Here is a 23,005-nt window from a genome sequence, read left to right on the forward strand (position 1 = left end):
GAAGCGGGGAGATGTACACCGCGCCAGTTTAAGAATTTAGGGCGGGAGTATACTGCAAATGCCCGTTGCCGTCAGCATCGCGAGCACCGTACGCTGGCTAAAATACAGGCAACGTCATTACGCATAATCATTCATTTTACGTTCGAAAAAATCAGCGGTTGGATGGCGCTGTGCAACAGAGTAAATTAGCGGCCTTGAATACCGATAAGAGCTCTCATTATGGCGAACTGGCAGACTATTGACGAACTGCATGATATTTCCGCAGATCTACCGCATTTCGTACTGGCGTTTACAGAACTTTCCACGCGTCTTGGCCTGGATGTTTCAGGGCTTGAAGCCGATCACATTTCTCTGCGCTGCCATCAAAATACCACCGCTGAACGCTGGCGTCGCGGGTTCGAGCAGTGTGGCGAGTTGTTGTCGGAAAATATGATCAACGGCAGGCCGATTTGCCTGTTCAAACTGCATAAGCCGGTTTGCGTGGCGCACTGGCAGTTTACGATTGTTGAGCTGCCGTGGCCGGGTGAAAAACGTTACCCGCACGAGGGATGGGAACACATTGAAATCGTTCTGCCAGGCGAGCCGGAGACATTGAATGCGCGGGCGCTGGCGCTGCTCTCTGATGAAGGGCTGAGCCAGCCTGGGATTTTCGTCAAGACCAGCTCGCCAAAAGGTGAACGTGAACGTTTACCGAATCCGACGCTGGCAGTCAGCGATGGCAACGTGACCATCAAGTTTCATCCGTGGTCAATTGAAGCGATTGTGGCAAGCGAACAACAGGAGTGAACCATGGCATTGTTGGAAATCTGCTGTTACAGCATGGAATGTGCACGCACGGCGCAGCAAAGCGGTGCGGATCGAATTGAACTGTGTTCAGCGCCGAAAGAAGGGGGCTTAACCCCGTCGCTGGGCGTGTTGCGATCGGTACGCCAGCACGTTTCCATCCCGGTGAATCCAATCATCCGTCCACGTGGCGGGGATTTTTGCTACACCGATGGGGAGTTTGCCGCGATGCTTGATGATATCGAGATGGTCAAAGAACTGGGGTTTTCAGGGCTGGTGACCGGCGTGTTGGATGCCGATGGTCATGTTGATATGCGGCGTATGGAAAAAATAATGGCGGCAGCGGGAGCCTTAAATGTCACGTTCCACCGGGCTTTTGATATGTGTGCTAACCCATTAACGGCGCTGAAGAATTTAGCTGATTTGGGCGTCGCAAGAATACTGACTTCCGGGCAAAAATCAGATGCAGTGCAAGGTTTAACAAAAATAATGGAACTTATTGCGCAGGCGGGTGCTCCAATCATTATGGCCGGAGCAGGGGTTCGCGCCGCGAATTTGCCTCTGTTTCTGAATGCAGGCGTGCAGGAAGTCCACAGTTCTGCCGGCGTCTGGTTGGCTTCTCCCATGCGTTATCGCAATGCGGGGTTGTCGATGTCTTCGGATGCGCAAGCGGATGAGTATTCCCGCTATGCGGTAGACGGGGCGGCGGTTGCTGAAATGAAAGCAATCATTGCCTGCCATCAGGCCAACTGATTTTACCGTTGCATCATGTCGCCCAATATGATGCTTGCTCGTACCAGGCCCCTGCAATTTCAACAGGGGCCTTTTTTTATCTTTCTCCGGCATATTTCGGCCTGCAACTGTGTTGGCAATAACTCTGCCCACCCCTGGGCCTCGCCCTTGCGGGCGCTGTTCACCCGGGGATTTACTGCGTCGCCACCTTGTTGCAAACCGAACTATTGTGGAGAAAATGTGCCACCCGGCAAAAATGACTAGGGTTTACGTGCAATCAAAACCGCACGCTGTGGGGCGGGGTAGCCTTCAACCGTTTTGCTGTGGTCGTTCGGGTCGAGGAAATCGGCCAGCGATTCGGTCACCATCCACTCGGTACGACGCTGCTCTTCTGTGGTGGTGACGCTCACGTCAGCGATACGCACATCGACAAAACCGCATTTCTCTAGCCAGTTTTTCAGCGCCAGCGCAGACGGAATGAAATAGACGTTACGCATTTGCGCGTAGCGATCGCCCGGCACCAGCACGGTATTTTCGTCGCCTTCAACCACTATCGTTTCCAGCACCAGTTCGCCATCTTGTACCAGCTGATCTTTCAACTGCCAGAGGTGTTCCAGCGGAGAACGGCGGTGGTAAAGCACGCCCATCGAGAAAACGGTATCAAAGGCATTCAGCGCCGGAAGCTGCTCAATCCCCAGTGGCAACAGATGTGCACGTTGATCGTTACCGAGCAGTTTACGCACCGCTTCAAACTGGCACAGGAACAGCTGTGTCGGGTCAATGCCGACCGCCAGATGCGCCCCTGCGCCAATCATGCGCCACATGTGATACCCGCTACCGCAGCCCACGTCGAGGATCGTTCGCCCGGTCAGATCGGAAAGATGCGGCAAAACGCGATCCCATTTCCAGTCAGAACGCCATTCGGTATCAATATTGACGCCGTACAGCGAGTACGGTCCTTTACGCCACGGCATCAAGTTACGCATCAGGGTATCGATGCGCTTGAGCTGACCGTCGCTCAGCGGCTCCTGGCTCTCGGCGGTAACGCTATGCAGTAAATCCAGACGGTATGGCGTCAGTTCGGGGAGAAATTCCACCGCATTTGACCATTGCTTGAACAGACCATGCTGCTCGCGCTGCCAGGTCGCAATTTGCGCCGGTAGCGTTTCCAGCCAATGGGAAAGGTGGTTTTTGGCGATAAGCTGATAAAAATTACCGAAGTCGATCATGCTGAAACCTCAGCTTTTAGCGCCACCAGGGAACCAAAGTTGAAGCACTGGAACCAAAGTTCACTGTGCTCAAAGCCCGCCTGGCGAAGACGCGTTTTATGGGTCTCGACCGAATCGGTTAGCATGACGTTTTCCAGCATGCTGCGCTTTTGGCTGATTTCCAGTTCGCTATAACCATTGGCTCGCTTGAAGTCATGGTGCATGTTGAAAAGCAGTTCACCCACGTTGGCATCTTCGAAGCTGAATTTCTCTGACAACACCAGCGCGCCGCCGGGGTTCAGGCCCTGATAAATCTTATCCAACAATGCCTGGCGCTCAGGCGGCGCAAGGAATTGCAGGGTAAAATTCAGCACCACCATCGAGGCGTTTTCAATCGTGATGTTGCGAATGTCCCCTTCGATAACCTCTACCGGCGTTGGCGCTTTATAGGCGTCAATATGGCGACGGCAGCGCTCTACCATGGCCGGGGAGTTATCGACGGCAATGATTTTGCAATTATCATGGTGAATATTGCGACGCACCGAGAGCGTCGCAGCGCCCAGAGAACAGCCCAGGTCGTAGACCTGTGAGTTGGGTTGCACGAAACGTTCGGCCAGCATCCCAATCATGGAAATGATATTGGAGTAGCCGGGAACGGAACGCTGGATCATATCCGGGAAGACTTCAGCAACCCGTTCATCAAAGGTCCAGTCACCCAGACTGGCGATAGGCGCAGAAAAAAGCGTGTCGCGGTGAGACATAACGTAAAAATCCGGGAAAAATAAAGTGGCGTATTGTGCGCTAATGCAGGGAGAAAACCAACTCCCAGGGCATATACCAAAGATTCGCCAGCACCATCAGCAACAAGGCGCACCAGGTCGCGCTCATGCCGGAACGCCGCCAGCGGAACAGCCGGTGGTGAAAACCGTAATAATGCATCAGTCGCCCGGCAATCAAAATGATCCCGCAAATATGCACCATCCACGTTTCCGCGCCGTTCATTTCCATAAAGAGCAGCAACACTAATGCAAGGGGAATATATTCCACCGCATTACCGTGAATACGGATAGCGCTTTGCAGTTCACTGAAGCCACCGTCACCATAAGCAACGCGATATTGCATGCGCAGGCGGACGACGTCAAAAGAGAACTTTATTAACAATAACGCACCCAATACGGCATAAAGCGCGCTTACCATACAAACTCCCTTTAAAATGGTTGATGGCACTGTCTATGATAGGTGGCATTTTCAGAAAAGAGAAGATTGCTGTGGAATGGACGGAGCAGTGCCTATTTCAGGTAATACACTGCGCAAATCCGCCCACAGGGTATCAACCAGCTCGGGAGCCTGCGCAATATCAGGGGTATGTAAAAAAAGATAAGGCGTAGCGGTCTGTTCCCAGAGCGGTAATTTCTTCAGCCACACGGCAAATAATGCCCGATTTTGCGCCATGTTATCGCTACCGATAAATCGCACGATAGGATGATTTGCCGTCATCACCGCATGTACCGGAACTTTGGGTTTTTTACGTTGTGCGTCGCGTATTGCTTCAGTGTGAGGAATAGCAGCGTGTACCGGACGGCTATCCAAAACGACCCGATTGACCCCACGTTGATGCAGACCACGATTGAGCTGCTTCTCTTCTTCACCTTTGGCAAAGAAATCAGGATGGCGAACTTCTACGCCGTAGGTAAACGTTTTTGGGAGTGCATCGAGAAACTGCCAGAGTGCAGGGAGATCGCGCGGGCCAAAAGTGGCAGGCAATTGCAGCCAGTACTGCCCGATACGGGCGTCCAGCGGTGACATGCGCGTTAAAAATTCCTGCACCATATCATCGCAGTTCTGCAGTGCGGCCTGATGCGAAATGGTGGCTGGAAATTTGAAACAGAAGCGAAAATCGTCCGTTGTTTGCGCATGCCAGCGAGCAACAATTTCGGCTTTTGGCAACGCGTACAGCGTGGTATTTCCCTCCACGCAGTTAAAGTGGCGGGCATATTCTTCAAGGCTGGTGATACCTAGGCGCACCCACTTCGGATGCGACCACTGCGGTAAACCGATATAAATCATAGCGCTTGCAGGATCTCGTCAACGCTGCGTACGCGCGCAATACGCGGGAAAATATTCGTCATGCTGCCCTGATGCTGGTCAGCGCTGGCGGCGCTGCAGGCATCTTCCGCGATGATCAGACTGAATCCTAACTCCCAGGCGTTACGTGCCGTGGATTCGACGCCAATGTTCGTAGAGATCCCGCACAGGACAATCGTGTTAACGCCGCGACGACGTAATTGCAGTTCGAGGTCAGTACCGTAAAACGCTCCCCACTGGCGTTTGGTGACTTCCAGATCGCTGGCGCATTTGCCCAGAGCGTGCGGATAATCCCACCAGTTAGCGGGTAACGCTTTGGCCGGTGCCTGGGCATCAACCGGTTGCTTCAGCGCTTCAGCATAATCGTCAGACCAGCCGACACGAACCATGACGACCGGCGAACCGTGCGCACGGAATTTTTCCGCGAGGCGCGCGGTGCGGGCAACCACGTCGTTTGCGGTGTGGGGACCGCCAGCGAAAGGTAAAATACCTTCCTGCAGATCGATAACAACGAGGGCCGTCGTTTTAGCGTTCAGTTCCAGCATGGTAACTCCAGTAAAAAAAGAATTCCGTTACACCTTAATCGCGATTCGGTGTGAAAGGGGCGACAATTTTTGTTATTTTTTGTGAGATTACGCAATACCCGCGTAGGAAACACGCGTACAGTCAGTACCGGACTGAGAGTCTATCCCGGTAGGCTCTTATCGTGCGGCAGAATTTCCAGTATAATAGCCGCCTTTTTTCATTCAGTTGTGACATTCAGCTAAAGCTGCGACTTCGTCATCTGCAAGACAGGTGACAATCCGCCTGCGGCAAAGTTAAGGGATATCTCATGCGTACAGAATATTGCGGACAGCTACGCCTGTCCCACGAAGGGCAGCAGGTGACTCTGTGTGGTTGGGTCAACCGTCGTCGTGATCTTGGTAGCCTGATCTTTATCGATATGCGCGACCGCGAAGGTATCGTGCAGGTGTTTTTCGATCCGGACCGTGCGGACGCGTTAAAGCTGGCCTCCGAACTGCGTAATGAGTTCTGCATTCAGGTTACGGGCACCGTGCGTGCGCGTGATGCGAAAAACGTCAACGCCGATATGGCGACAGGCGAAATCGAAGTACTGGCGTCCGATCTGACCATCATCAACCGCTCAGAATCACTGCCGCTGGACTCAAACCACGTTAACACCGAAGAAGCGCGTTTGAAGTATCGCTATCTGGATCTGCGTCGCCCGGAAATGGCGCAGCGTCTGAAAACCCGCGCTAAAATTACCAGCCTGGTTCGTCGCTTCATGGACGACCACGGTTTCCTCGACATCGAAACGCCGATGTTGACCAAAGCGACACCGGAAGGGGCGCGTGACTACCTGGTGCCTTCGCGTGTCCATAAAGGCAAGTTCTACGCGCTGCCGCAATCTCCACAGCTGTTCAAACAGCTGCTGATGATGTCTGGCTTCGACCGTTACTACCAGATCGTAAAATGCTTCCGTGATGAAGACTTACGTGCAGACCGTCAGCCTGAATTTACCCAGATCGACGTGGAGACGTCCTTCATGACCGCACCGCAGGTGCGTGAAGTGATGGAAGCGCTGGTGCGTAATCTGTGGCTGGAAGTTAAAGGTGTAGATCTGGGTGATTTCCCGATCATGACCTTTGCCGAAGCAGAACGTCGTTACGGTTCCGATAAGCCGGATCTGCGTAACCCGATGGAGCTGGTGGACGTTGCTGACCTGCTGAAATCTGTTGAATTCGCGGTGTTCTCCGGTCCTGCGAACGATCCGAAAGGCCGTGTAGCGGCTCTGCGCGTACCAGGTGGTGCTGCACTGAGCCGTAAGCAGATCGACGACTACGGTAACTTCATCAAGATCTACGGCGCGAAAGGTCTGGCTTACATTAAAGTCACCGAGCGTGCGAAAGGTCTGGAAGGGATCACCAGCCCGGTTGCCAAGTTCCTGAATGCTGAAATCATTGAAGCTATTCTGGAACGTACTGGCGCACAAGACGGCGATATGATCTTCTTCGGTGCCGACAACAAGAAAGTGGTTGCCGACGCGATGGGCGCACTGCGCCTGAAACTGGGTAAAGACCTGAACCTGACCGACGAATCCAAATGGGCACCGCTGTGGGTTATCGACTTCCCAATGTTTGAAGACGACGGTGAAGGCGGCCTGACCGCGATGCACCACCCGTTCACCTCGCCGAAAGACATGACTGCGGCTGAGCTGAAAGCGGCGCCGGAAGATGCGGTTGCCAATGCGTACGATATGGTCATCAACGGCTACGAAGTGGGCGGTGGTTCTGTACGTATCCACAACGGGGACATGCAGCAGACCGTATTCGGCATTCTGGGTATCAACGAGCAAGAACAGCGCGAGAAATTCGGCTTCCTGCTGGATGCATTAAAATATGGTACACCGCCGCATGCGGGCCTGGCGTTTGGTCTGGATCGCCTGACCATGCTGCTGACGGGTACCGACAACATCCGTGACGTTATTGCCTTCCCGAAAACCACGGCTGCTGCGTGTCTGATGACCGAAGCGCCAAGCTTTGCTAATGAAGCGGCACTGGCGGAACTGAGCATTCAGGTTGTGAAGAAAGCCGAGAATAACTGATATGACGTACAAACAGCCTGTCTCGGTGTTAGTCGTGATTTATGCAGAGGACACCGGGAGAGTGCTGATGTTACAGCGACGCGACGATCCTGATTTCTGGCAGTCGGTCACCGGCAGCCTCGAAGAGGGTGAAACCGCGTCGCAAGCCGCCATGCGCGAAGTAAAGGAAGAGGTCGCCATTGATGTTGCGCGTGAGCAACTGACCTTAATTGACTGTCAGCGCACGGTGGAGTTTGAAATTTTTAGTCATTTACGTCATCGCTATGCGCCAGGAATCGTACGCAATACCGAATCCTGGTTTTGCCTGGCTCTTCCCTCTGAACGAGAGATCGTGTTCACCGAACATTTGACCTATCGTTGGGTTAACGCAGCTGAGGCTGCACGGTTAACCAAATCGTGGAGTAACCGGCAGGCGATTGAAGAATTTGTAATTAACGTTGCCTGAAAAGGCGCGCTTTTTGGAGATATTATTTATGGCAGGTCATAGTAAATGGGCCAACACCAGACATCGTAAAGCTGCGCAGGATGCTAAGCGCGGCAAAATCTTCACTAAGATCATTCGTGAGCTGGTGACAGCGGCTAAACTTGGCGGTGGCGATCCAGATGCCAACCCGCGTCTGCGTGCAGCGGTTGATAAAGCGCTGTCTAACAACATGACCCGTGACACCCTGAACCGTGCTATCGCACGTGGTGTTGGTGGTGATGATGATGCGAACATGGAAACTATCATCTATGAAGGTTACGGTCCTGGCGGCACTGCTGTGATGATTGAATGCCTGTCTGATAACCGTAACCGTACCGTTGCGGAAGTGCGCCATGCATTTACCAAAACCGGTGGTAACCTGGGTACTGACGGTTCCGTGGCTTACCTGTTCAGCAAAAAAGGCGTGATCTCCTTTGAACAAGGCGACGAAGACACCATCATGGAAGCGGCGCTGGAAGCGGGTGCTGAAGATGTTGTGACCTTCGATGACGGCGCGATTGACGTCTACACCGCGTGGGAAGAGATGGGGAAAGTTCGCGATGCACTGGAAGCTGCTGGTCTGAAAGCCGATGCTGCTGAAGTGACGATGATCCCATCCACCAAAGCGGATATGGATGCGGAAACGGCACCGAAACTGATGCGTCTGATCGATATGCTGGAAGACTGCGACGACGTTCAGGAAGTTTACCACAACGGTGAAATCTCTGATGAGGTTGCTGCTACCTTAGAATGATGGGGTTCAGCCATAAATTAACAGGAGATGCGTGATGTCTATTATTCTCGGCATTGACCCGGGATCGCGCATTACCGGTTATGGCGTAATTCGTCAGGTAGGCAGACAGCTGACGTACCTTGGCAGTGGTTGCATTCGCACCAAAGTGGATGATTTACCGTCGCGCCTGAAGCTGATTTATGCAGGCGTGTCGGAGATTATCACGCAGTTTCAGCCTGATTATTTCGCCATAGAGCAGGTCTTTATGGCGAAAAACGCTGATTCAGCGCTGAAGCTGGGACAAGCGCGTGGGGTGGCGATTGTTGCTGCCGTAAACCAGGATCTTCCGGTGTTTGAATATGCCGCGCGGCAGGTGAAACAAACCGTCGTGGGGATAGGTAGCGCGGAGAAAAGTCAGGTGCAGCACATGGTGCGCACCTTACTTAAACTTCCGGCCAATCCTCAGGCCGATGCAGCGGATGCGCTGGCCATTGCCATTACCCACTGTCACGTCAGCCAGAACGCCATGCAAATGAGCGACGCCCGGCTGAATTTGGCGCGTGGTCGATTACGTTAGTGATAAATGAGGCTGGATATCTATCCAGCCTTTTTTTATGATAGCGCATTACCTTTTAGCCATTAACGCAGGAGCGTCGTGTGATAGGCAGACTCAGAGGCATTATTCTCGAAAAACAACCCCCGCTGGTATTGCTTGAAGTGGGCGGCGTAGGCTATGAAGTCCATATGCCGATGACCTGCTTCTATGAGCTGCCAGAATCCGGAAATGAGGCCGTTGTTTTCACTCATTTTGTGGTACGTGAAGACGCCCAACTGTTGTACGGGTTTAATAACAAACAGGAACGCACGCTGTTTAAAGAGTTGATCAAAACGAACGGCGTTGGACCTAAACTGGCCCTGGCTATTCTTTCTGGTATGTCCGCGCAGCAGTTCGTTAATGCGGTGGAACGCGAAGAACTCGGTGCGCTGGTCAAACTGCCGGGCATCGGTAAGAAAACGGCTGAGCGTCTGATTGTCGAAATGAAAGACCGCTTTAAAGGTCTGCATGGTGATCTGTTTACACCGGCGGCTGACCTGGTGTTGACCTCCCCGGCGAGCCCGGCGACGGATGATGCCGAGCAGGAAGCGGTTGCCGCACTGGTGGCGCTTGGCTATAAACCACAGGAAGCCAGCCGTATGGTGAGCAAAATTGCCCGCCCGGATGCCAGCAGTGAAACACTGATTCGTGAAGCGCTCCGCGCTGCATTGTGAGGTAAAGGATGATTGAAGCAGATCGCCTGATTTCGGCCGCCAGCACCACGCCTGAAGACCTGGTGGATCGCGCGATCCGACCCAAGTTGCTGGAGGAGTATATTGGCCAGCCTCAGGTTCGCTCGCAAATGGAAATCTTTATCCAGGCGGCGAAACTGCGCGGTGATGCTCTCGATCACCTGCTGATCTTTGGGCCTCCCGGGCTCGGTAAAACCACGCTTGCCAACATTGTTGCCAATGAAATGGGCGTTAACCTGCGCACGACTTCGGGTCCGGTGCTGGAAAAAGCAGGGGATTTGGCGGCGATGCTCACCAACCTCGAGCCTCACGATGTGCTGTTTATCGATGAAATTCATCGCTTATCGCCTGTCGTGGAAGAAGTGCTTTATCCGGCGATGGAAGACTATCAGCTGGATATCATGATCGGCGAAGGACCGGCAGCACGTTCGATAAAAATCGATTTGCCCCCGTTTACCCTGATTGGCGCGACCACCCGCGCCGGCTCCTTAACCTCTCCGTTGCGTGACCGTTTCGGCATCGTGCAGCGCCTTGAGTTCTATCAGGTTGCTGACCTTCAGCACATCGTTGGGCGCAGCGCACGATATATGGGTCTGGAAATGAGTGACGAAGGGGCGCTGGAAGTTGCCCGTCGCGCACGTGGTACTCCGCGTATTGCCAACCGTTTATTACGCCGGGTGCGAGATTTTGCCGAAGTGAAGCATGACGGCACCATCTCTGCAGAGATCGCTGCTCAGGCGCTGGATATGCTTAATGTCGATGCCGAAGGGTTTGATTACATGGACCGTAAGCTGCTGCTGGCGGTGATTGATAAATTCTTTGGTGGACCGGTCGGGCTGGATAACCTTGCCGCCGCGATTGGCGAAGAGCGCGAAACTATTGAGGATGTGCTGGAACCGTATCTGATTCAGCAAGGTTTTTTGCAACGTACGCCGCGCGGACGTATGGCGACAGTGCGCGCGTGGAATCATTTCGGTATTACTCCACCGGAGATGCCTTAAACGCTGAACTGGCCCGGTAAGCAAGCCGCTACCGGGTCATACACACTTTAGCTGGCCTGCTTCTTCATCATGCTGAAGATAAACAGCAACGCGGCGCACAGCACCACGGAGGGACCCGCGGGTGTGTCATAGAAGGCCGAGAAGGTCAGCCCGCCTGTAACCGCTATCATTCCTACCCCCACGGCAACGCCAGCCATCTGCTCTGGCGTACGTGCAAACCGACGTGCAGTTGCTGCCGGGATAATCAGCAGCGACGTGATAATCAACGCCCCGACGAACTTCATTGCGACACCTATGGTGAGCGCGGTGACCAGCATCAGCAACAATTTTACGCGTTGTAGCTTCACCCCATCGACAAACGCGAGGTCAGGGCTGATGGTCATTGACAGCAGGTTGCGCCACTGCCAGAAGAGAATCGCCAGAACGATAACCACGCCAATGGCGATGGAGATAAGATCTTCTGGCGTCACGGCAAGCAGATCGCCAAACAGGTAGGCCATCAGATCCACACGAATGTTGGACATCAGACTGACGACAACCAGCCCCAGCGACAACGCGCTGTGCGCCATAATGCCGAGTAAGGTATCAATCGCAAGGTGAGGGCGCTTTTCCAGCCACACCAGACCGGCTGCCAGCATCAGGGTGACGGCAATCACCGCATAGAAAGGATTGACATCCAGCAGCAGGCCGAAGGCGACGCCTAGCAGTGATGCATGCGCCAGCGTATCGCCAAAATAAGACATCCGACGCCAGACCACAAATGAGCCGAGCGGGCCAGCGGCACAGGCCAGCATGATCCCGGCTAACCAGCCAGGTAATAACAATTCAATCATGAGTGACCATTTCCCCGGCGTAAGACGATACGACCCTGTAAATCGTGGCGATGATTATGGTTGTGACGGTATATTCCGAGTTGTTCAGCGCCGCGTTGCCCGAACATAGAGATGAATTCCGGATGCATAGAAACCACTTCAGGCGTGCCGGAGCAGCAAATGTGATGGTTCAGACACAGCACCTCGTCTGTTTTCGCCATCACCAGATGCAGGTCATGAGAAACCATCAGCACGGCGCAATCCAGTTCACGCCGAAGCTGATCGATAAGGTCATACAACGCAACCTGACCGTTTACATCCACGCCCTGAGTGGGTTCATCCAGCACCAGTAACTGGGGTTTGTTCAGCAGTGCGCGCGCCAGCAGGACGCGCTGGGTTTCCCCGCCAGACAGTTTTTGCATTGGGGCATTCAGCAGATGCCCGGCCTGAACGCGCTTCAGCGCAGGCAGAATATCCGCTTTTTGCGTACCTGGGCGTAGACGCAAAAAGCGGCTGACCGTCAGCGGGAGCGTGGTGTCCAGATACAGTTTTTGTGGCACATAACCAATGCGCAACTGCCCGTTGCGCTTGATAACACCTTCATCAGCCGCTACAAGCCCTAATACAACGCGTACCAGCGTTGACTTTCCGGCGCCATTCGGGCCGAGAAGCGTTAAAATTTTGCCGGGTCGAAGTTCAAGCGAAACGTCAGAAAGGACGCGGCGTTGACCATAAGAGACCGAGACATTTTCCAGTGAAACCAAAGTCGTCATATCAATTTTAGTCTTGCAGAAGTTATAGAATGTTATAATATCACATTTCTCACATTCGTTACGATGATTGGTCGCATTATGTTACATAAAAATACGCTTCTTTTCGCAGCATTATCCGCTGCTCTTTGGGGTAGTGCAACACAGGCCGCAAATGCCGCTGTCGTAGCCTCGCTTAAGCCGCTGGGATTTATCGCTTCAGCGATTGCGGATGGGGTAACTGATACTGAGGTTCTTCTGCCTGATGGGGCCTCCGAACATGATTATTCATTGCGTCCATCAGACGTAAAACGCTTACAGGGCGCGGACTTAGTTGTTTGGATTGGTCCAGAGATGGAAGCGTTCATGGAAAAATCTGCCAAGAATATTCCTAATGAAAAACAGGTAACGATTGCGCAGCTGAAGGACGTGAAACCGTTACTCATGAAAGGGGCGGATGATGACGATGATGATCATGGTCACGGTGATGCGCACGGTGAAAAAAGTGACGAACATCACCATCATGGTGATTACAACATGCATCTTTGGCTCTCCCCAGAGATAGCGCGGGCTTCAGCGGTTGCAATCCATGAAAAATTAGTGGAACTTATGCCGCAAAGTCGAGCCAAACTTGACGCCAACCTGAAGGATTTTGAGGCACAATTAGCCGCAACCGATAAGCAGGTAGGTAACGAGCTCGCACCGCTCAAGGGGAAAGGGTATTTCGTTTTTCATGATGCCTATGGCTACTACGAAAAACACTTCGGACTGACACCGCTTGGTCACTTTACCGTGAACCCTGAGATTCAACCTGGTGCGCAGCGTTTACATGAAATAAGAACACAGTTGGTTGAGCAAAAAGCAACCTGCGTTTTTGCTGAGCCACAGTTCAGGCCAGCGGTCGTTGAAGCCGTTGCGAGAGGGACATCCGTTCGAATGGGAACGTTGGATCCCCTCGGAACAAACATCAAACTGGGTAAAACAAGCTATTCAGCGTTTCTGAATCAATTAGCCAACCAGTATGCGAGCTGCCTGAAAGGAGATTAATGAGGAAGTGAATACGTGCAACAGATAGCCCGCTCTGTCGCTCTGGCATTTAATAATCTGCCCCGACCCCACCGCGTTATGCTGGGGTCGCTTACTGTTCTTACATTGGCCGTCGCTGTCTGGCGGCCATATGTGTACCATCCTGATTCTGCACCCATTGTCAAAACCATCGAGCTGGAAAAAAACGAAATTCGTTCTCTGTTGCCTGAAGCCAGCGAACCTATCGATCAGGCTGCGCAGGAAGATGAAGCCATTCCTCAGGATGAACTGGATGATAAAACCTCTGGCGAGGTGGGCGTCCATGAATATGTGGTTTCGACTGGCGATACCCTGAGCAGTATTCTGAATCAGTACGGTATTGATATGGGTGATATCAGCCAGCTTGCTGCTGCGGATAAAGAGTTGCGTAACCTGAAAATTGGCCAGCAGCTTTCCTGGACGCTGACCTCGGAAGGGGATTTACAGCGTCTGACCTGGGAAGTCTCTCGTCGGGAAACCCGTACGTATGATCGTACGGAGACAGGTTTCAAAATGAGCAGCGAAATGCAGCAGGGTGACTGGGTTAACAGCCGCATTAAAGGCACCGTCGGCGGCAGTTTCGTTGCCAGTGCAAAAGATGCCGGACTGACCAGCGCTGAGATCAGTGCGGTGATTAAAGCCATGCAGTGGCAGATGGACTTCCGCAAACTGAAAAAAGGCGATGAATTCTCGGTTCTGATGTCGCGTGAGATGCTGGACGGCAAACGTGAGCAAAGCCAGCTGTTGGGCGTACGCTTGCGCTCTGAGGGCAAAGACTATTACGCGATCCGCGCGGAAGACGGTAAGTTTTATGACCGTAACGGTACGGGCCTTGCAAAAGGGTTTATGCGATTCCCGACGGCGAAACAGTTCCGTATCTCCTCAAACTTTAATCCGCGTCGCCTGAATCCGGTGACCGGACGCGTTGCCCCTCACAAAGGCGTCGATTTTGCGATGCCACAAGGGACACCGGTCCTGTCCGTGGGTGATGGTGAAGTGGTTGTCGCGAAACGCAGCGGCGCTGCAGGGTACTATGTGGCGATCCGTCATGGTCGTACCTACACCACACGTTATATGCACCTGCGTAAGCTGCTAGTGAAGCCAGGGCAAAAAGTGAAACGTGGCGATCGCATTGCGTTGTCAGGCAATACCGGGCGTTCAACCGGTCCGCATTTGCACTATGAAGTATGGGTCAACCAACAAGCGGTGAACCCGTTGACGGCAAAACTCCCGCGTACGGAAGGGCTGACCGGCTCGGATCGTAATGACTACCTGGCGCAGGTGAAAGAGGTTCTGCCTCAGTTACGCTTCGATTAATAAACACACCGACAGAGCCGGTACGCAATGCGTGCCGGCTTTTTTATTTTGTACGGGGCACGGTGCGCCGCTACACTATCAGCAGATTGACTTTTCGCTATACCAGACACTGGAAGAGCATGGAAACGAAAAAAAAGAATATTGAGTACATCCCTGAGTTTCATAAATCATTTCGTCATCCGCGTTATTGGGGAGCCTGGTTGGGCGTAGCGGCGATAGCCGGAATTGCGTTAACGCCTGCAGCATTTCGCGATCCCGTTCTGGCGAAGCTGGGACGGTTTGTTGGACGGTTGGGGAAAAGCTCCCGCCGTCGGGCGCTGATCAATTTATCCCTCTGTTTTCCTGAACGTAGCGAAGCGGAACGCGAAGCAATCGTTGATGAAATGTTTGCAACTGCGCCTCAGGCAATGGTGATGATGGCCGAGCTGGCGATACGGGGCCCGGAGAAGATTCAGCATCGCGTTGACTGGCAAGGTCTGGAAATCATCGAAGAGATGCGCCGCAACGATGAGAAAGTGATTTTTCTCGTGCCGCACGGTTGGGGGGTAGATATCCCCGCGATGCTGATGGCCTCTCAAGGTCAGAAAATGGCTGCGATGTTTCATAACCAGGGGAACCCGGTATTTGATTATGTCTGGAACACGGTACGCCGTCGTTTTGGCGGTCGTTTACATGCGCGTAATGATGGTATCAAACCGTTTATTCAGTCGGTTCGTCAGGGATATTGGGGATACTATTTGCCGGATCAGGATCATGGTCCTGAGCACAGCGAGTTTGTTGATTTTTTTGCAACCTACAAAGCGACATTACCGGCGATTGGCCGCCTGATGAAGGTCTGCCATGCCCGCGTGGTGCCGCTTTTCCCGGTGTATGATGGCAAAACGCACCGTCTGACGATTCAGGTACGTCCGCCAATGGACGACATTCTGACGGCCGATGATCACACCATCGCCAGACGGATGAACGAAGAGGTGGAGATTTTTGTCGCTCCGCATCTCGAACAATATACCTGGATTTTAAAGCTGCTTAAGACGCGTAAACCGGGTGAAATTGAACCTTATAAACGCAAAGACCTCTACCCTAAAAAGTAAAAAAGAAAGCCTCTCTGATGAGAGGCTTTCTTACATAGAGAACAAACGCGGTTATTACTCTACGGTCAGAATACGCGTTGTGTTAGTCGAGCCAATGGTGCTCATCACATCGCCCTGAGTGACAATCACCAGGTCACCGGATACCAGATAACCTTTGTCGCGCAGCAGATTAACCGCTTCATTAGCTGCCACTACGCCGTCGGTTTCGCTATCAAAGTGAACCGGCGTGACACCACGATACAGAGAGGTCAGGTTCAGCGTGCGTTCATGACGGGACATCGCGAAAATAGGCAGACCGGAGCTGATACGTGATGTCATCAGCGCGGTACGACCGGATTCCGTCATCGCGATGATTGCCGTTACCCCTTTCAGGTGGTTAGCCGCATACATCGCGGACATGGCGATCGCTTCTTCGACGTTATCAAACTGGACGTCCAGGCGGTGTTTGGAGACGTTGATGCTTGGGATTTTTTCTGCACCCAGACATACGCGAGCCATTGCCGCAACGGTCTCAGCAGGATACTGGCCTGCGGCGGTTTCCGCTGACAGCATCACGGCGTCTGTGCCATCCAGCACGGCGTTGGCAACGTCCATGACTTCCGCACGGGTCGGCATTGGGTTGGTGATCATCGATTCCATCATCTGCGTGGCGGTAATCACCGCACGGTTCAACTGACGTGCACGACGGATCAGTGCTTTCTGGATACCCACCAGCTCAGGGTCGCCAATTTCAACGCCCAGGTCGCCACGTGCCACCATCACGACGTCAGATGCAAGGATGATGTCATCCATTGCATTCTGGTCGCAGACGGCTTCTGCGCGCTCTACCTTGGCGACAATTTTCGCGTCACAGCCTGCATCGCGCGCCAGACGGCGTGCGTAGTTCAGATCTTCACCACAACGTGGGAAGGAGACCGCCAGGTAGTCAACGCCAATCTGCGCGGCGGTAACAATGTCGGCTTTGTCTTTTTCGGTCAGGGCTTCAGCGGAGAGGCCACCACCCAACTTGTTGATGCCTTTGTTGTTGGAAAGTGGGCCGCCGACGGTGACTTCGGTGAAGACTTTCATTCCCTGTACTTCCAGCACTTTTAGCTGTACGCGACCGTCGTCCAGCAGCAGGATATCGCCCGGCACAACGTCAGCGGGCAGTCCTTTATAATCAATACCGACTTTTTCTTTGTCGCCTTCACCTTTGCTGAGGTTGGCATCTAACAGGAATTTGTCGCCAATATTGAGGAATACTTTACCTTCTTTAAAGGTTGATACGCGGATTTTAGGTCCCTGCAGGTCACCCAAAATAGCTACATGACGTCCCAGTTTTGCGGCGATTTCACGGACTTTGTCCGCCCGCATTTTGTGATCTTCTGGAGAGCCGTGAGAAAAGTTCATTCGTACGACGTTCGCACCCGCAGCGATAATTTTTTCAAGGTTGTTATCGCGGTCAGTTGCTGGGCCTAACGTGGTAACGATTTTGGTTCTGCGAAGCCTTCTGGACATGTAATACTCCGTTGACTGAAACAACTAGGTGTTGCGTGAACATTGATCCGGCCGTTCTCAAACATTAACGGTAAAAATGAACGACCCGGATGATAAAAGGGTAGAACATTGTTATTGCTTTTAGCGGTCATCACTCTTGATGAGTAATTCTTTATCAAAACGCGATTCCTTGAGCGCTTCCTTGACACGCTTCAAGTTATCTCTAAATTTCGCGCCTCGGCGCAAAGTAAATCCCGTAGCCAGCACATCTATCACGGTCAGTTGAGCAAGTCGAGAGACCATGGGCATATAAATGTCAGTATCTTCCGGTACGTCGAGCGTAATTGCCAGCGTGGCTTCGCGCGCCAGCGGTGTTCCGGGAGAGGTGAGCGCAATCACCATGGCGTCGTTTTCTCGCGCCAGTTGCGCCAGTTCAACCAGGCTCTTGGTCCTGCCGGTATGAGAAATGAGCACAATAACGTCGTCGTCGCTACAATTCATACAACTCATGCGTTGCAGGACGATGTCGTCCGAATAGATCACCGGAACGTTAAAGCGGAAAAATTTATTCATGGCGTCATGGGCAACAGCGGCGGAAGAACCCAGGCCGAAAAAGGCAATTTTCTTTGCCTGGGTTAATAAATCTACCGCCCGGTTGACCGCCGAGTTATCCAGAGACTGGCGCACATGATCCAGGCTGGCCATCGCCGATTCGAAGATTTTCCCCGTGTAGGATTCTACGCTGTCATCCTCATCCACATTACGATTAACATAAGGGGTACCGTTTGCCAGACTTTGCGCCAGATGCAGTTTAAAATCAGGAAAACCGCGGGTGTCCATACTGCGACAGAATCGATTGACGGTCGGTTCGCTGACATTGGCTTCCAGAGCCAGTGCCGCAATGCTCGAATGGATTGCCCGGTCGGGTGAAGTAAGAATGACGTCGGCGACTTTGCGTTCTGATTTGCTCAGGTGTTCCAGTTTTAACTGGATTTTTTCCAGCATATTCATGATGTAGGTAGACTCATGGGCCATGGGCAAAAACGATTTCAGCGATACAGGAAACCGAGAGATAATTCTGATAGATATTACCCCTGCAACAGCAGGAACGGGGCAAAATGGACAGAAAAGTTGTTGTTTTTTTTCATTACATGATCGGAGTCAGGTTTTCTTACTTCCCCATGCGTACGAAAAAAAGCGACTTTTTTGTCCATTTTGCTGCGGTAAACGCCAAAAAAGAGGCTGTTTGCGGTAACAGCACGGCCGGATAAGCGTTTACGGTTCACTGAATCACGTAAAAGCAGTACAGTGCACTGTAATAAAATTACAACCAGTGTCTGGCAAAAGCACCAGGCACTCAACTGAGGAGAATGACATGGCGGTAACGCAAACAGCCCAGGCATGTGACCTGGTCATTTTCGGCGCGAAGGGCGACCTGGCGCGTCGGAAATTGCTGCCTTCCCTTTATCAACTGGAAAAGGCCGGTCAGATAAACCCGGATACCCGTATTATCGGGGTAGGGCGTGCCGACTGGGATAAAGCAGCCTATACCAAGGTTGTCCGCGAAGCGCTTGAAACCTTCATGAAAGAAAAAATTGATGAAGGTTTGTGGGACACCCTCAGTGGTCGCCTGGAATTTTGTAATCTGGACGTCAATGATACCGCTGCATTTACCCGTCTGGGCGAGATGCTGGATCAGAAAAATCGCACCACCATTAACTATTTCGCTATGCCGCCAAGCACCTTTGGCGCAATTTGCAAAGGGTTGGGTGAAGCGAAATTGAACGCTAAACCTGCACGCGTGGTGATGGAAAAACCGTTGGGTACATCGCTGGCGACCTCCCGCGAAATCAACGATCAGGTGGGTGAGTATTTCGAAGAGTGCCAGGTTTATCGTATCGACCACTATCTCGGTAAAGAGACCGTGCTGAACCTGCTGGCGCTGCGTTTCGCCAACTCCCTGTTTGTGAACAACTGGGATAACCGTACGATCGATCACGTCGAAATTACCGTGGCGGAAGAAGTCGGCATTGAAGGTCGCTGGGGCTATTTTGACCAGGCCGGCCAAATGCGTGACATGATCCAGAACCACCTGCTGCAGATCCTGTGCATGATCGCTATGTCGCCGCCGTCTGATCTGAGCGCCGACAGTATCCGTGATGAAAAAGTGAAGGTGCTGAAATCACTGCGCCGTATTGATCGCTCAAACGTGCGTGAAAAAACGGTTCGTGGTCAGTACACCACCGGCTTTGCTCAGGGTAAAAAAGTCCCGGGCTATCTGGAAGAAGAAGGCGCAAATAAGAGCAGCAATACGGAGACCTTTGTTGCGATTCGCGTGGATATCGATAACTGGCGCTGGGCGGGCGTTCCGTTCTACCTGCGCACCGGTAAGCGTTTACCGACGAAATGCTCTGAAGTCGTCGTCTACTTCAAAACACCTGAACTGAATCTGTTTAAAGAGTCCTGGCAGGATCTGCCGCAGAACAAGCTGACGATTCGTTTGCAGCCTGATGAAGGTGTTGATATTCAGGTACTCAACAAAGTACCGGGTTTGGACCACAAGCATAATCTGCAGATCACCAAGCTGGATCTGAGCTATTCCGAAACCTTCAATCAAACGCACCTGGCTGACGCCTACGAGCGTTTGCTGCTGGAAACCATGCGGGGTATTCAGGCGCTGTTTGTACGTCGTGATGAAGTGGAAGAAGCGTGGAAATGGGTTGACTCGATCACCGAAGCCTGGGCGATGGATAACGACGCGCCGAAGCCGTATCAGGCAGGGACCTGGGGACCGGTTGCCTCCGTGGCAATGATCACCCGTGACGGTCGTTCCTGGAACGAATTCGAATAAAAGATCACCTGCCCATTAGGTGTTATTTTACCGGTAACATGATCTAACACAGATTGTAGAATAATTTTTGCACTTTTAAGCCTCGCGTGGATTCACCCGCGAGGCTTTTTTTATTACACTGCCTGAAACGATTTTGCCCCTGAGCTACGGCTAGTAAGCGATTCAGAATAATTTAACTATCCTGAAACGCATTGTTAATCCGACCGCTCTGACAGATAAATTTTAGGAGCCTCTATGAATCCGAATTTGTTACGCGTAACACAACGTATCATCGAACGTTCTCGTGAGACACGTTCCGCCTACCTTGCCCGTATCGAACAGGCCAAAACCACGACCGTTCATCGTTCACAACTGGCATGCGGGAATCTGGCGCACGGATTTGCCGCCTGTCAGCCTGATGACAAGGCGTCGCTGAAAAGTATGTTGCGTAACAATATCGCGATCATCACCTCCTATAACGACATGCTCTCCGCGCATCAACCGTATGAACATTATCCGGCCATCATCCGCAAAGCACTGCATGAAGCCAATGCGGTGGGGCAGGTTGCTGGTGGTGTTCCTGCCATGTGTGATGGCGTGACCCAGGGCCAGGATGGGATGGAGCTTTCATTGCTGAGCCGCGAAGTGATCGCTATGTCTGCAGCGGTTGGCTTATCCCACAACATGTTCGATGGCGCGTTGTTCCTCGGTGTTTGCGACAAAATTGTCCCGGGGCTGGTGATGGCGGCGCTTTCGTTTGGTCATCTGCCTTCAATTTTTATCCCATCAGGTCCAATGGCGAGCGGTCTGGCGAACAAAGAAAAAGTACGCATTCGTCAGCTATATGCAGAAGGCAAAGTTGACCGTATGGCACTGCTTGAATCTGAAGCCGCGTCTTACCATGCTCCGGGTACGTGTACGTTCTACGGTACGGCTAACACCAACCAGATGGTCGTGGAGTTTATGGGGATGCAACTGCCGGGTTCCTCTTTCGTCCACCCCGATGCGCCACTGCGTGAAGCGCTGACGGCTGCTGCGGCACGCCAGGTCACGCGTCTGACCGGTAACGGCAACGAATGGATGCCGATCGGCAAAATGATCGATGAAAAAGTGGTGGTCAACGGCATCGTGGCGCTGCTGGCGACCGGCGGCTCTACCAACCATACGATGCACCTGGTGGCAATGGCGCGTGCAGCCGGCATTCTGATCAACTGGGATGATTTCTCCGATCTGTCCGACATCGTGCCGCTGATGGCGCGTCTGTACCCGAATGGTCCGGCGGATATTAACCACTTCCAGGCGGCGGGTGGTGTACCGGTACTGATGCGCGAGTTGCTCAATGCTGGCCTGCTGCATGAAGATGTTAACACCGTCGCCGGATTCGGTTTATCGCGTTACACCCTTGAGCCATGGCTGAATGAGGGTGAACTGGACTGGCGCGACGGCGCAGCGACGTCGCTGGACAGCAACGTGATTGCCTCTTTCGACAAACCGTTCTCTCATCATGGTGGAACCAAAGTGCTGAGCGGTAACCTGGGACGTGCGGTAATGAAAACTTCAGCTGTTCCGGTAGAAAATCAGGTGATTGAAGCGCCTGCGATTGTTTTTGAAAGTCAGCATGATGTGTTGCCTGCTTTTGAAGCGGGTCTGCTTGACCGGGATTGCGTGGTGGTGGTGCGTCATCAGGGACCAAAAGCGAACGGAATGCCAGAATTACATAAACTCATGCCGCCACTTGGTGTATTATTGGACCGTTGTTTCAAAATTGCGTTAGTTACCGATGGACGTCTTTCGGGTGCTTCAGGTAAAGTGCCTTCAGCAATCCATGTAACACCGGAAGCCTACGATGGTGGGCTGCTGGCAAAAGTACGCGATGGCGACATCATTCGTGTGAATGGACAGACAGGTGAATTGACGCTGCTGGTTGATGAAGAGGAACTTGCCTCTCGTCAGCCTCACATTCCTGACCTCAGCGCATCGCGCATAGGTACAGGACGTGAAATGTTCAGCGCGTTGCGCGAAAAGCTGTCCGGTGCGGAGCAGGGCGCAACCTGTATCACTTTTTAAGACTTATTTTGTAATCAGGCGAGAGAAAACTCTGATGAAAAACTGGAAGACAAGTGCAGAAGCAATCCTGACCACTGGCCCGGTTGTACCGGTTATTGTGGTTAACAAACTGGAACACGCTGTGCCGATGGCAAAAGCGCTGGTTGCAGGGGGCGTGCGCGTTCTGGAAGTGACCTTACGTACCGCATGTGCGATGGATGCTATTCGCGCGATTGCGAAAGAAGTCCCGGATGCGATTGTGGGCGCAGGTACTGTACTGAATCCACAGCAGCTGGCAGAAGTCACAGAAGCAGGCGCACAGTTTGCAATTAGCCCAGGTCTGACCGAGCCTCTGCTGAAAGCCGCTACCGAAGGCACGATTCCACTGATCCCAGGTATCAGCACCGTATCTGAACTGATGCTGGGTATGGACTACGGTTTGAAAGAATTTAAATTCTTCCCGGCAGAAGCTAACGGCGGCACAAAAGCGCTGCAGGCGATTGCAGGTCCGTTCTCCCAGGTCCGTTTCTGCCCGACTGGTGGTATCTCTCCGGCGAACTACCGTGATTACCTGGCGCTGAAAAGCGTACTGTGTATCGGCGGTTCCTGGCTGGTTCCGGCGGATGCGTTGGAAGCAGGTGATTACGATCGCATCACAAAACTGGCTCGCGAAGCGGTTGAAGGCGCGAAACAGTAACTGCGTAAAAGGCCCGGTGCGATAG

The 23,005-nt window shown here is 52.7% G+C and carries 23 protein-coding genes; 14 read left to right on the top strand and 9 right to left on the bottom strand.

The window, feature by feature from the left end:
• Window positions 1-219: 219 nt before the first annotated feature.
• The gene (locus tag N7268_RS19465; protein ID WP_260864115.1) at window positions 220-786 is read left to right on the top strand and encodes a VOC family protein; all 567 of its coding nucleotides are present in this window, start codon (window positions 220-222) and stop codon (window positions 784-786) included.
• A gap of 3 nt (window positions 787-789) precedes the next feature.
• On the top strand, window positions 790-1,536 hold the full coding sequence (gene cutC, locus N7268_RS19470; protein ID WP_260864116.1) for a copper homeostasis protein CutC: 747 nt from the start codon (window positions 790-792) through the stop codon (window positions 1,534-1,536).
• A 239-nt stretch (window positions 1,537-1,775) separates the two neighbouring features.
• Here cutC and cmoB read toward each other — a convergent pair whose 3' ends face one another.
• From cmoB to N7268_RS19495, 5 genes are read right to left on the bottom strand one after another with little or no spacing between them, the layout of a single operon-like run.
• Window positions 1,776-2,744, bottom strand: a complete 969-nt coding sequence (cmoB, locus tag N7268_RS19475) for a tRNA 5-methoxyuridine(34)/uridine 5-oxyacetic acid(34) synthase CmoB (protein ID WP_198903875.1) — start codon at window positions 2,742-2,744, stop codon at window positions 1,776-1,778.
• Window positions 2,741-3,484: a carboxy-S-adenosyl-L-methionine synthase CmoA gene (gene cmoA / locus N7268_RS19480; RefSeq protein ID WP_198903876.1), complete on the bottom strand. Its 744-nt coding sequence runs from the start codon at window positions 3,482-3,484 to the stop codon at window positions 2,741-2,743. Before cmoA ends, cmoB begins: the two co-directional genes overlap by 4 nt.
• Window positions 3,485-3,524: 40 nt before the next feature.
• On the bottom strand, window positions 3,525-3,920 hold the full coding sequence (locus N7268_RS19485; protein ID WP_260864117.1) for an MAPEG family protein: 396 nt from the start codon (window positions 3,918-3,920) through the stop codon (window positions 3,525-3,527).
• A 51-nt stretch (window positions 3,921-3,971) separates the two neighbouring features.
• Window positions 3,972-4,790, bottom strand: a complete 819-nt coding sequence (locus N7268_RS19490) for a DUF72 domain-containing protein (protein WP_260864118.1) — start codon at window positions 4,788-4,790, stop codon at window positions 3,972-3,974.
• On the bottom strand, window positions 4,787-5,353 hold the full coding sequence (locus N7268_RS19495) for a hydrolase (RefSeq protein WP_260864119.1): 567 nt from the start codon (window positions 5,351-5,353) through the stop codon (window positions 4,787-4,789). Before N7268_RS19495 ends, N7268_RS19490 begins: the two co-directional genes overlap by 4 nt.
• Before the next feature lie 287 nt (window positions 5,354-5,640).
• On the opposite strand from N7268_RS19495, the gene aspS reads away from it, so the two are divergent.
• The 6 genes from aspS to ruvB all read left to right on the top strand — a co-directional run bounded on the left by aspS (window position 5,641) and on the right by ruvB (window position 10,897).
• On the top strand, window positions 5,641-7,413 hold the full coding sequence (aspS, locus tag N7268_RS19500) for an aspartate--tRNA ligase (RefSeq protein ID WP_198903880.1): 1,773 nt from the start codon (window positions 5,641-5,643) through the stop codon (window positions 7,411-7,413).
• Between the two features lies 1 nt (window position 7,414).
• Window positions 7,415-7,858, top strand: coding sequence for a dihydroneopterin triphosphate diphosphatase (gene nudB, locus N7268_RS19505; protein WP_260864120.1), 444 nt, complete (start codon window positions 7,415-7,417; stop codon window positions 7,856-7,858).
• A 28-nt stretch (window positions 7,859-7,886) separates the two neighbouring features.
• Window positions 7,887-8,630: a YebC/PmpR family DNA-binding transcriptional regulator gene (locus tag N7268_RS19510; RefSeq protein WP_260864121.1), complete on the top strand. Its 744-nt coding sequence runs from the start codon at window positions 7,887-7,889 to the stop codon at window positions 8,628-8,630.
• A 34-nt stretch (window positions 8,631-8,664) separates the two neighbouring features.
• Entirely contained in the window at window positions 8,665-9,186 is a 522-nt protein-coding gene (gene ruvC, locus N7268_RS19515; protein ID WP_192612497.1) for a crossover junction endodeoxyribonuclease RuvC, read from the top strand.
• 80 nt (window positions 9,187-9,266) lie between these two features.
• Window positions 9,267-9,878 carry a Holliday junction branch migration protein RuvA gene (gene ruvA / locus N7268_RS19520; protein ID WP_198903884.1) on the top strand — a complete coding sequence of 204 codons (612 nt, stop codon included), beginning with the start codon at window positions 9,267-9,269 and terminating at the stop codon, window positions 9,876-9,878.
• An 8-nt stretch (window positions 9,879-9,886) separates the two neighbouring features.
• Window positions 9,887-10,897 carry a Holliday junction branch migration DNA helicase RuvB gene (gene ruvB / locus N7268_RS19525; protein WP_198903885.1) on the top strand — a complete coding sequence of 337 codons (1,011 nt, stop codon included), beginning with the start codon at window positions 9,887-9,889 and terminating at the stop codon, window positions 10,895-10,897.
• A 47-nt stretch (window positions 10,898-10,944) separates the two neighbouring features.
• Here the strand turns inward: ruvB and znuB are convergent, their stop codons facing one another.
• Both znuB and znuC read right to left on the bottom strand, forming a co-directional pair.
• Entirely contained in the window at window positions 10,945-11,730 is a 786-nt protein-coding gene (gene znuB / locus N7268_RS19530) for a zinc ABC transporter permease subunit ZnuB (RefSeq protein WP_200006102.1), read from the bottom strand.
• Complete coding sequence (gene znuC, locus N7268_RS19535) at window positions 11,727-12,482, bottom strand: zinc ABC transporter ATP-binding protein ZnuC (RefSeq protein ID WP_198903887.1); 756 nt, start codon at window positions 12,480-12,482, stop codon at window positions 11,727-11,729. The genes znuB and znuC overlap by 4 nt, the downstream gene beginning before the upstream one ends.
• A 78-nt stretch (window positions 12,483-12,560) precedes the next feature.
• Here znuC and znuA point away from each other — a divergent pair, with 78 nt between their 5' ends.
• From znuA to lpxM, 3 genes are all read left to right on the top strand, one after another.
• Window positions 12,561-13,505: a zinc ABC transporter substrate-binding protein ZnuA gene (znuA, locus tag N7268_RS19540; RefSeq protein WP_260864122.1), complete on the top strand. Its 945-nt coding sequence runs from the start codon at window positions 12,561-12,563 to the stop codon at window positions 13,503-13,505.
• Between the two features lie 15 nt (window positions 13,506-13,520).
• Window positions 13,521-14,840: a murein DD-endopeptidase MepM gene (gene mepM / locus N7268_RS19545; RefSeq protein WP_260864123.1), complete on the top strand. Its 1,320-nt coding sequence runs from the start codon at window positions 13,521-13,523 to the stop codon at window positions 14,838-14,840.
• Between the two features lie 119 nt (window positions 14,841-14,959).
• A complete protein-coding gene (gene lpxM / locus N7268_RS19550; protein WP_260864124.1) occupies window positions 14,960-15,931 on the top strand; it encodes a lauroyl-Kdo(2)-lipid IV(A) myristoyltransferase in 972 nt (323 codons plus the stop codon).
• A 54-nt stretch (window positions 15,932-15,985) separates the two neighbouring features.
• On the opposite strand, the gene pyk is transcribed toward lpxM, so the two are convergent.
• Both pyk and N7268_RS19560 read right to left on the bottom strand, forming a co-directional pair.
• Window positions 15,986-17,428, bottom strand: a complete 1,443-nt coding sequence (gene pyk / locus N7268_RS19555; protein WP_260864125.1) for a pyruvate kinase — start codon at window positions 17,426-17,428, stop codon at window positions 15,986-15,988.
• 120 nt (window positions 17,429-17,548) lie between these two features.
• Window positions 17,549-18,418, bottom strand: a complete 870-nt coding sequence (locus tag N7268_RS19560; RefSeq protein ID WP_198903892.1) for a MurR/RpiR family transcriptional regulator — start codon at window positions 18,416-18,418, stop codon at window positions 17,549-17,551.
• A 364-nt stretch (window positions 18,419-18,782) separates the two neighbouring features.
• Between N7268_RS19560 and zwf the strand changes: the two genes are divergently transcribed.
• The 3 genes from zwf (at window position 18,783) to kdgA (ending at window position 22,980) form a co-directional block, all read left to right on the top strand.
• Window positions 18,783-20,258: a glucose-6-phosphate dehydrogenase gene (gene zwf / locus N7268_RS19565; protein WP_260864126.1), complete on the top strand. Its 1,476-nt coding sequence runs from the start codon at window positions 18,783-18,785 to the stop codon at window positions 20,256-20,258.
• Between the two features lie 234 nt (window positions 20,259-20,492).
• On the top strand, window positions 20,493-22,304 hold the full coding sequence (edd, locus tag N7268_RS19570) for a phosphogluconate dehydratase (RefSeq protein ID WP_260864127.1): 1,812 nt from the start codon (window positions 20,493-20,495) through the stop codon (window positions 22,302-22,304).
• A 34-nt stretch (window positions 22,305-22,338) separates the two neighbouring features.
• Complete coding sequence (kdgA, locus tag N7268_RS19575) at window positions 22,339-22,980, top strand: bifunctional 4-hydroxy-2-oxoglutarate aldolase/2-dehydro-3-deoxy-phosphogluconate aldolase (protein ID WP_003034901.1); 642 nt, start codon at window positions 22,339-22,341, stop codon at window positions 22,978-22,980.
• Window positions 22,981-23,005 lie beyond the last annotated feature (25 nt).

Source organism: Citrobacter sp. Marseille-Q6884, from assembly GCF_945906775.1.
In the GTDB taxonomy this organism is placed as follows: domain Bacteria; phylum Pseudomonadota; class Gammaproteobacteria; order Enterobacterales; family Enterobacteriaceae; genus Citrobacter.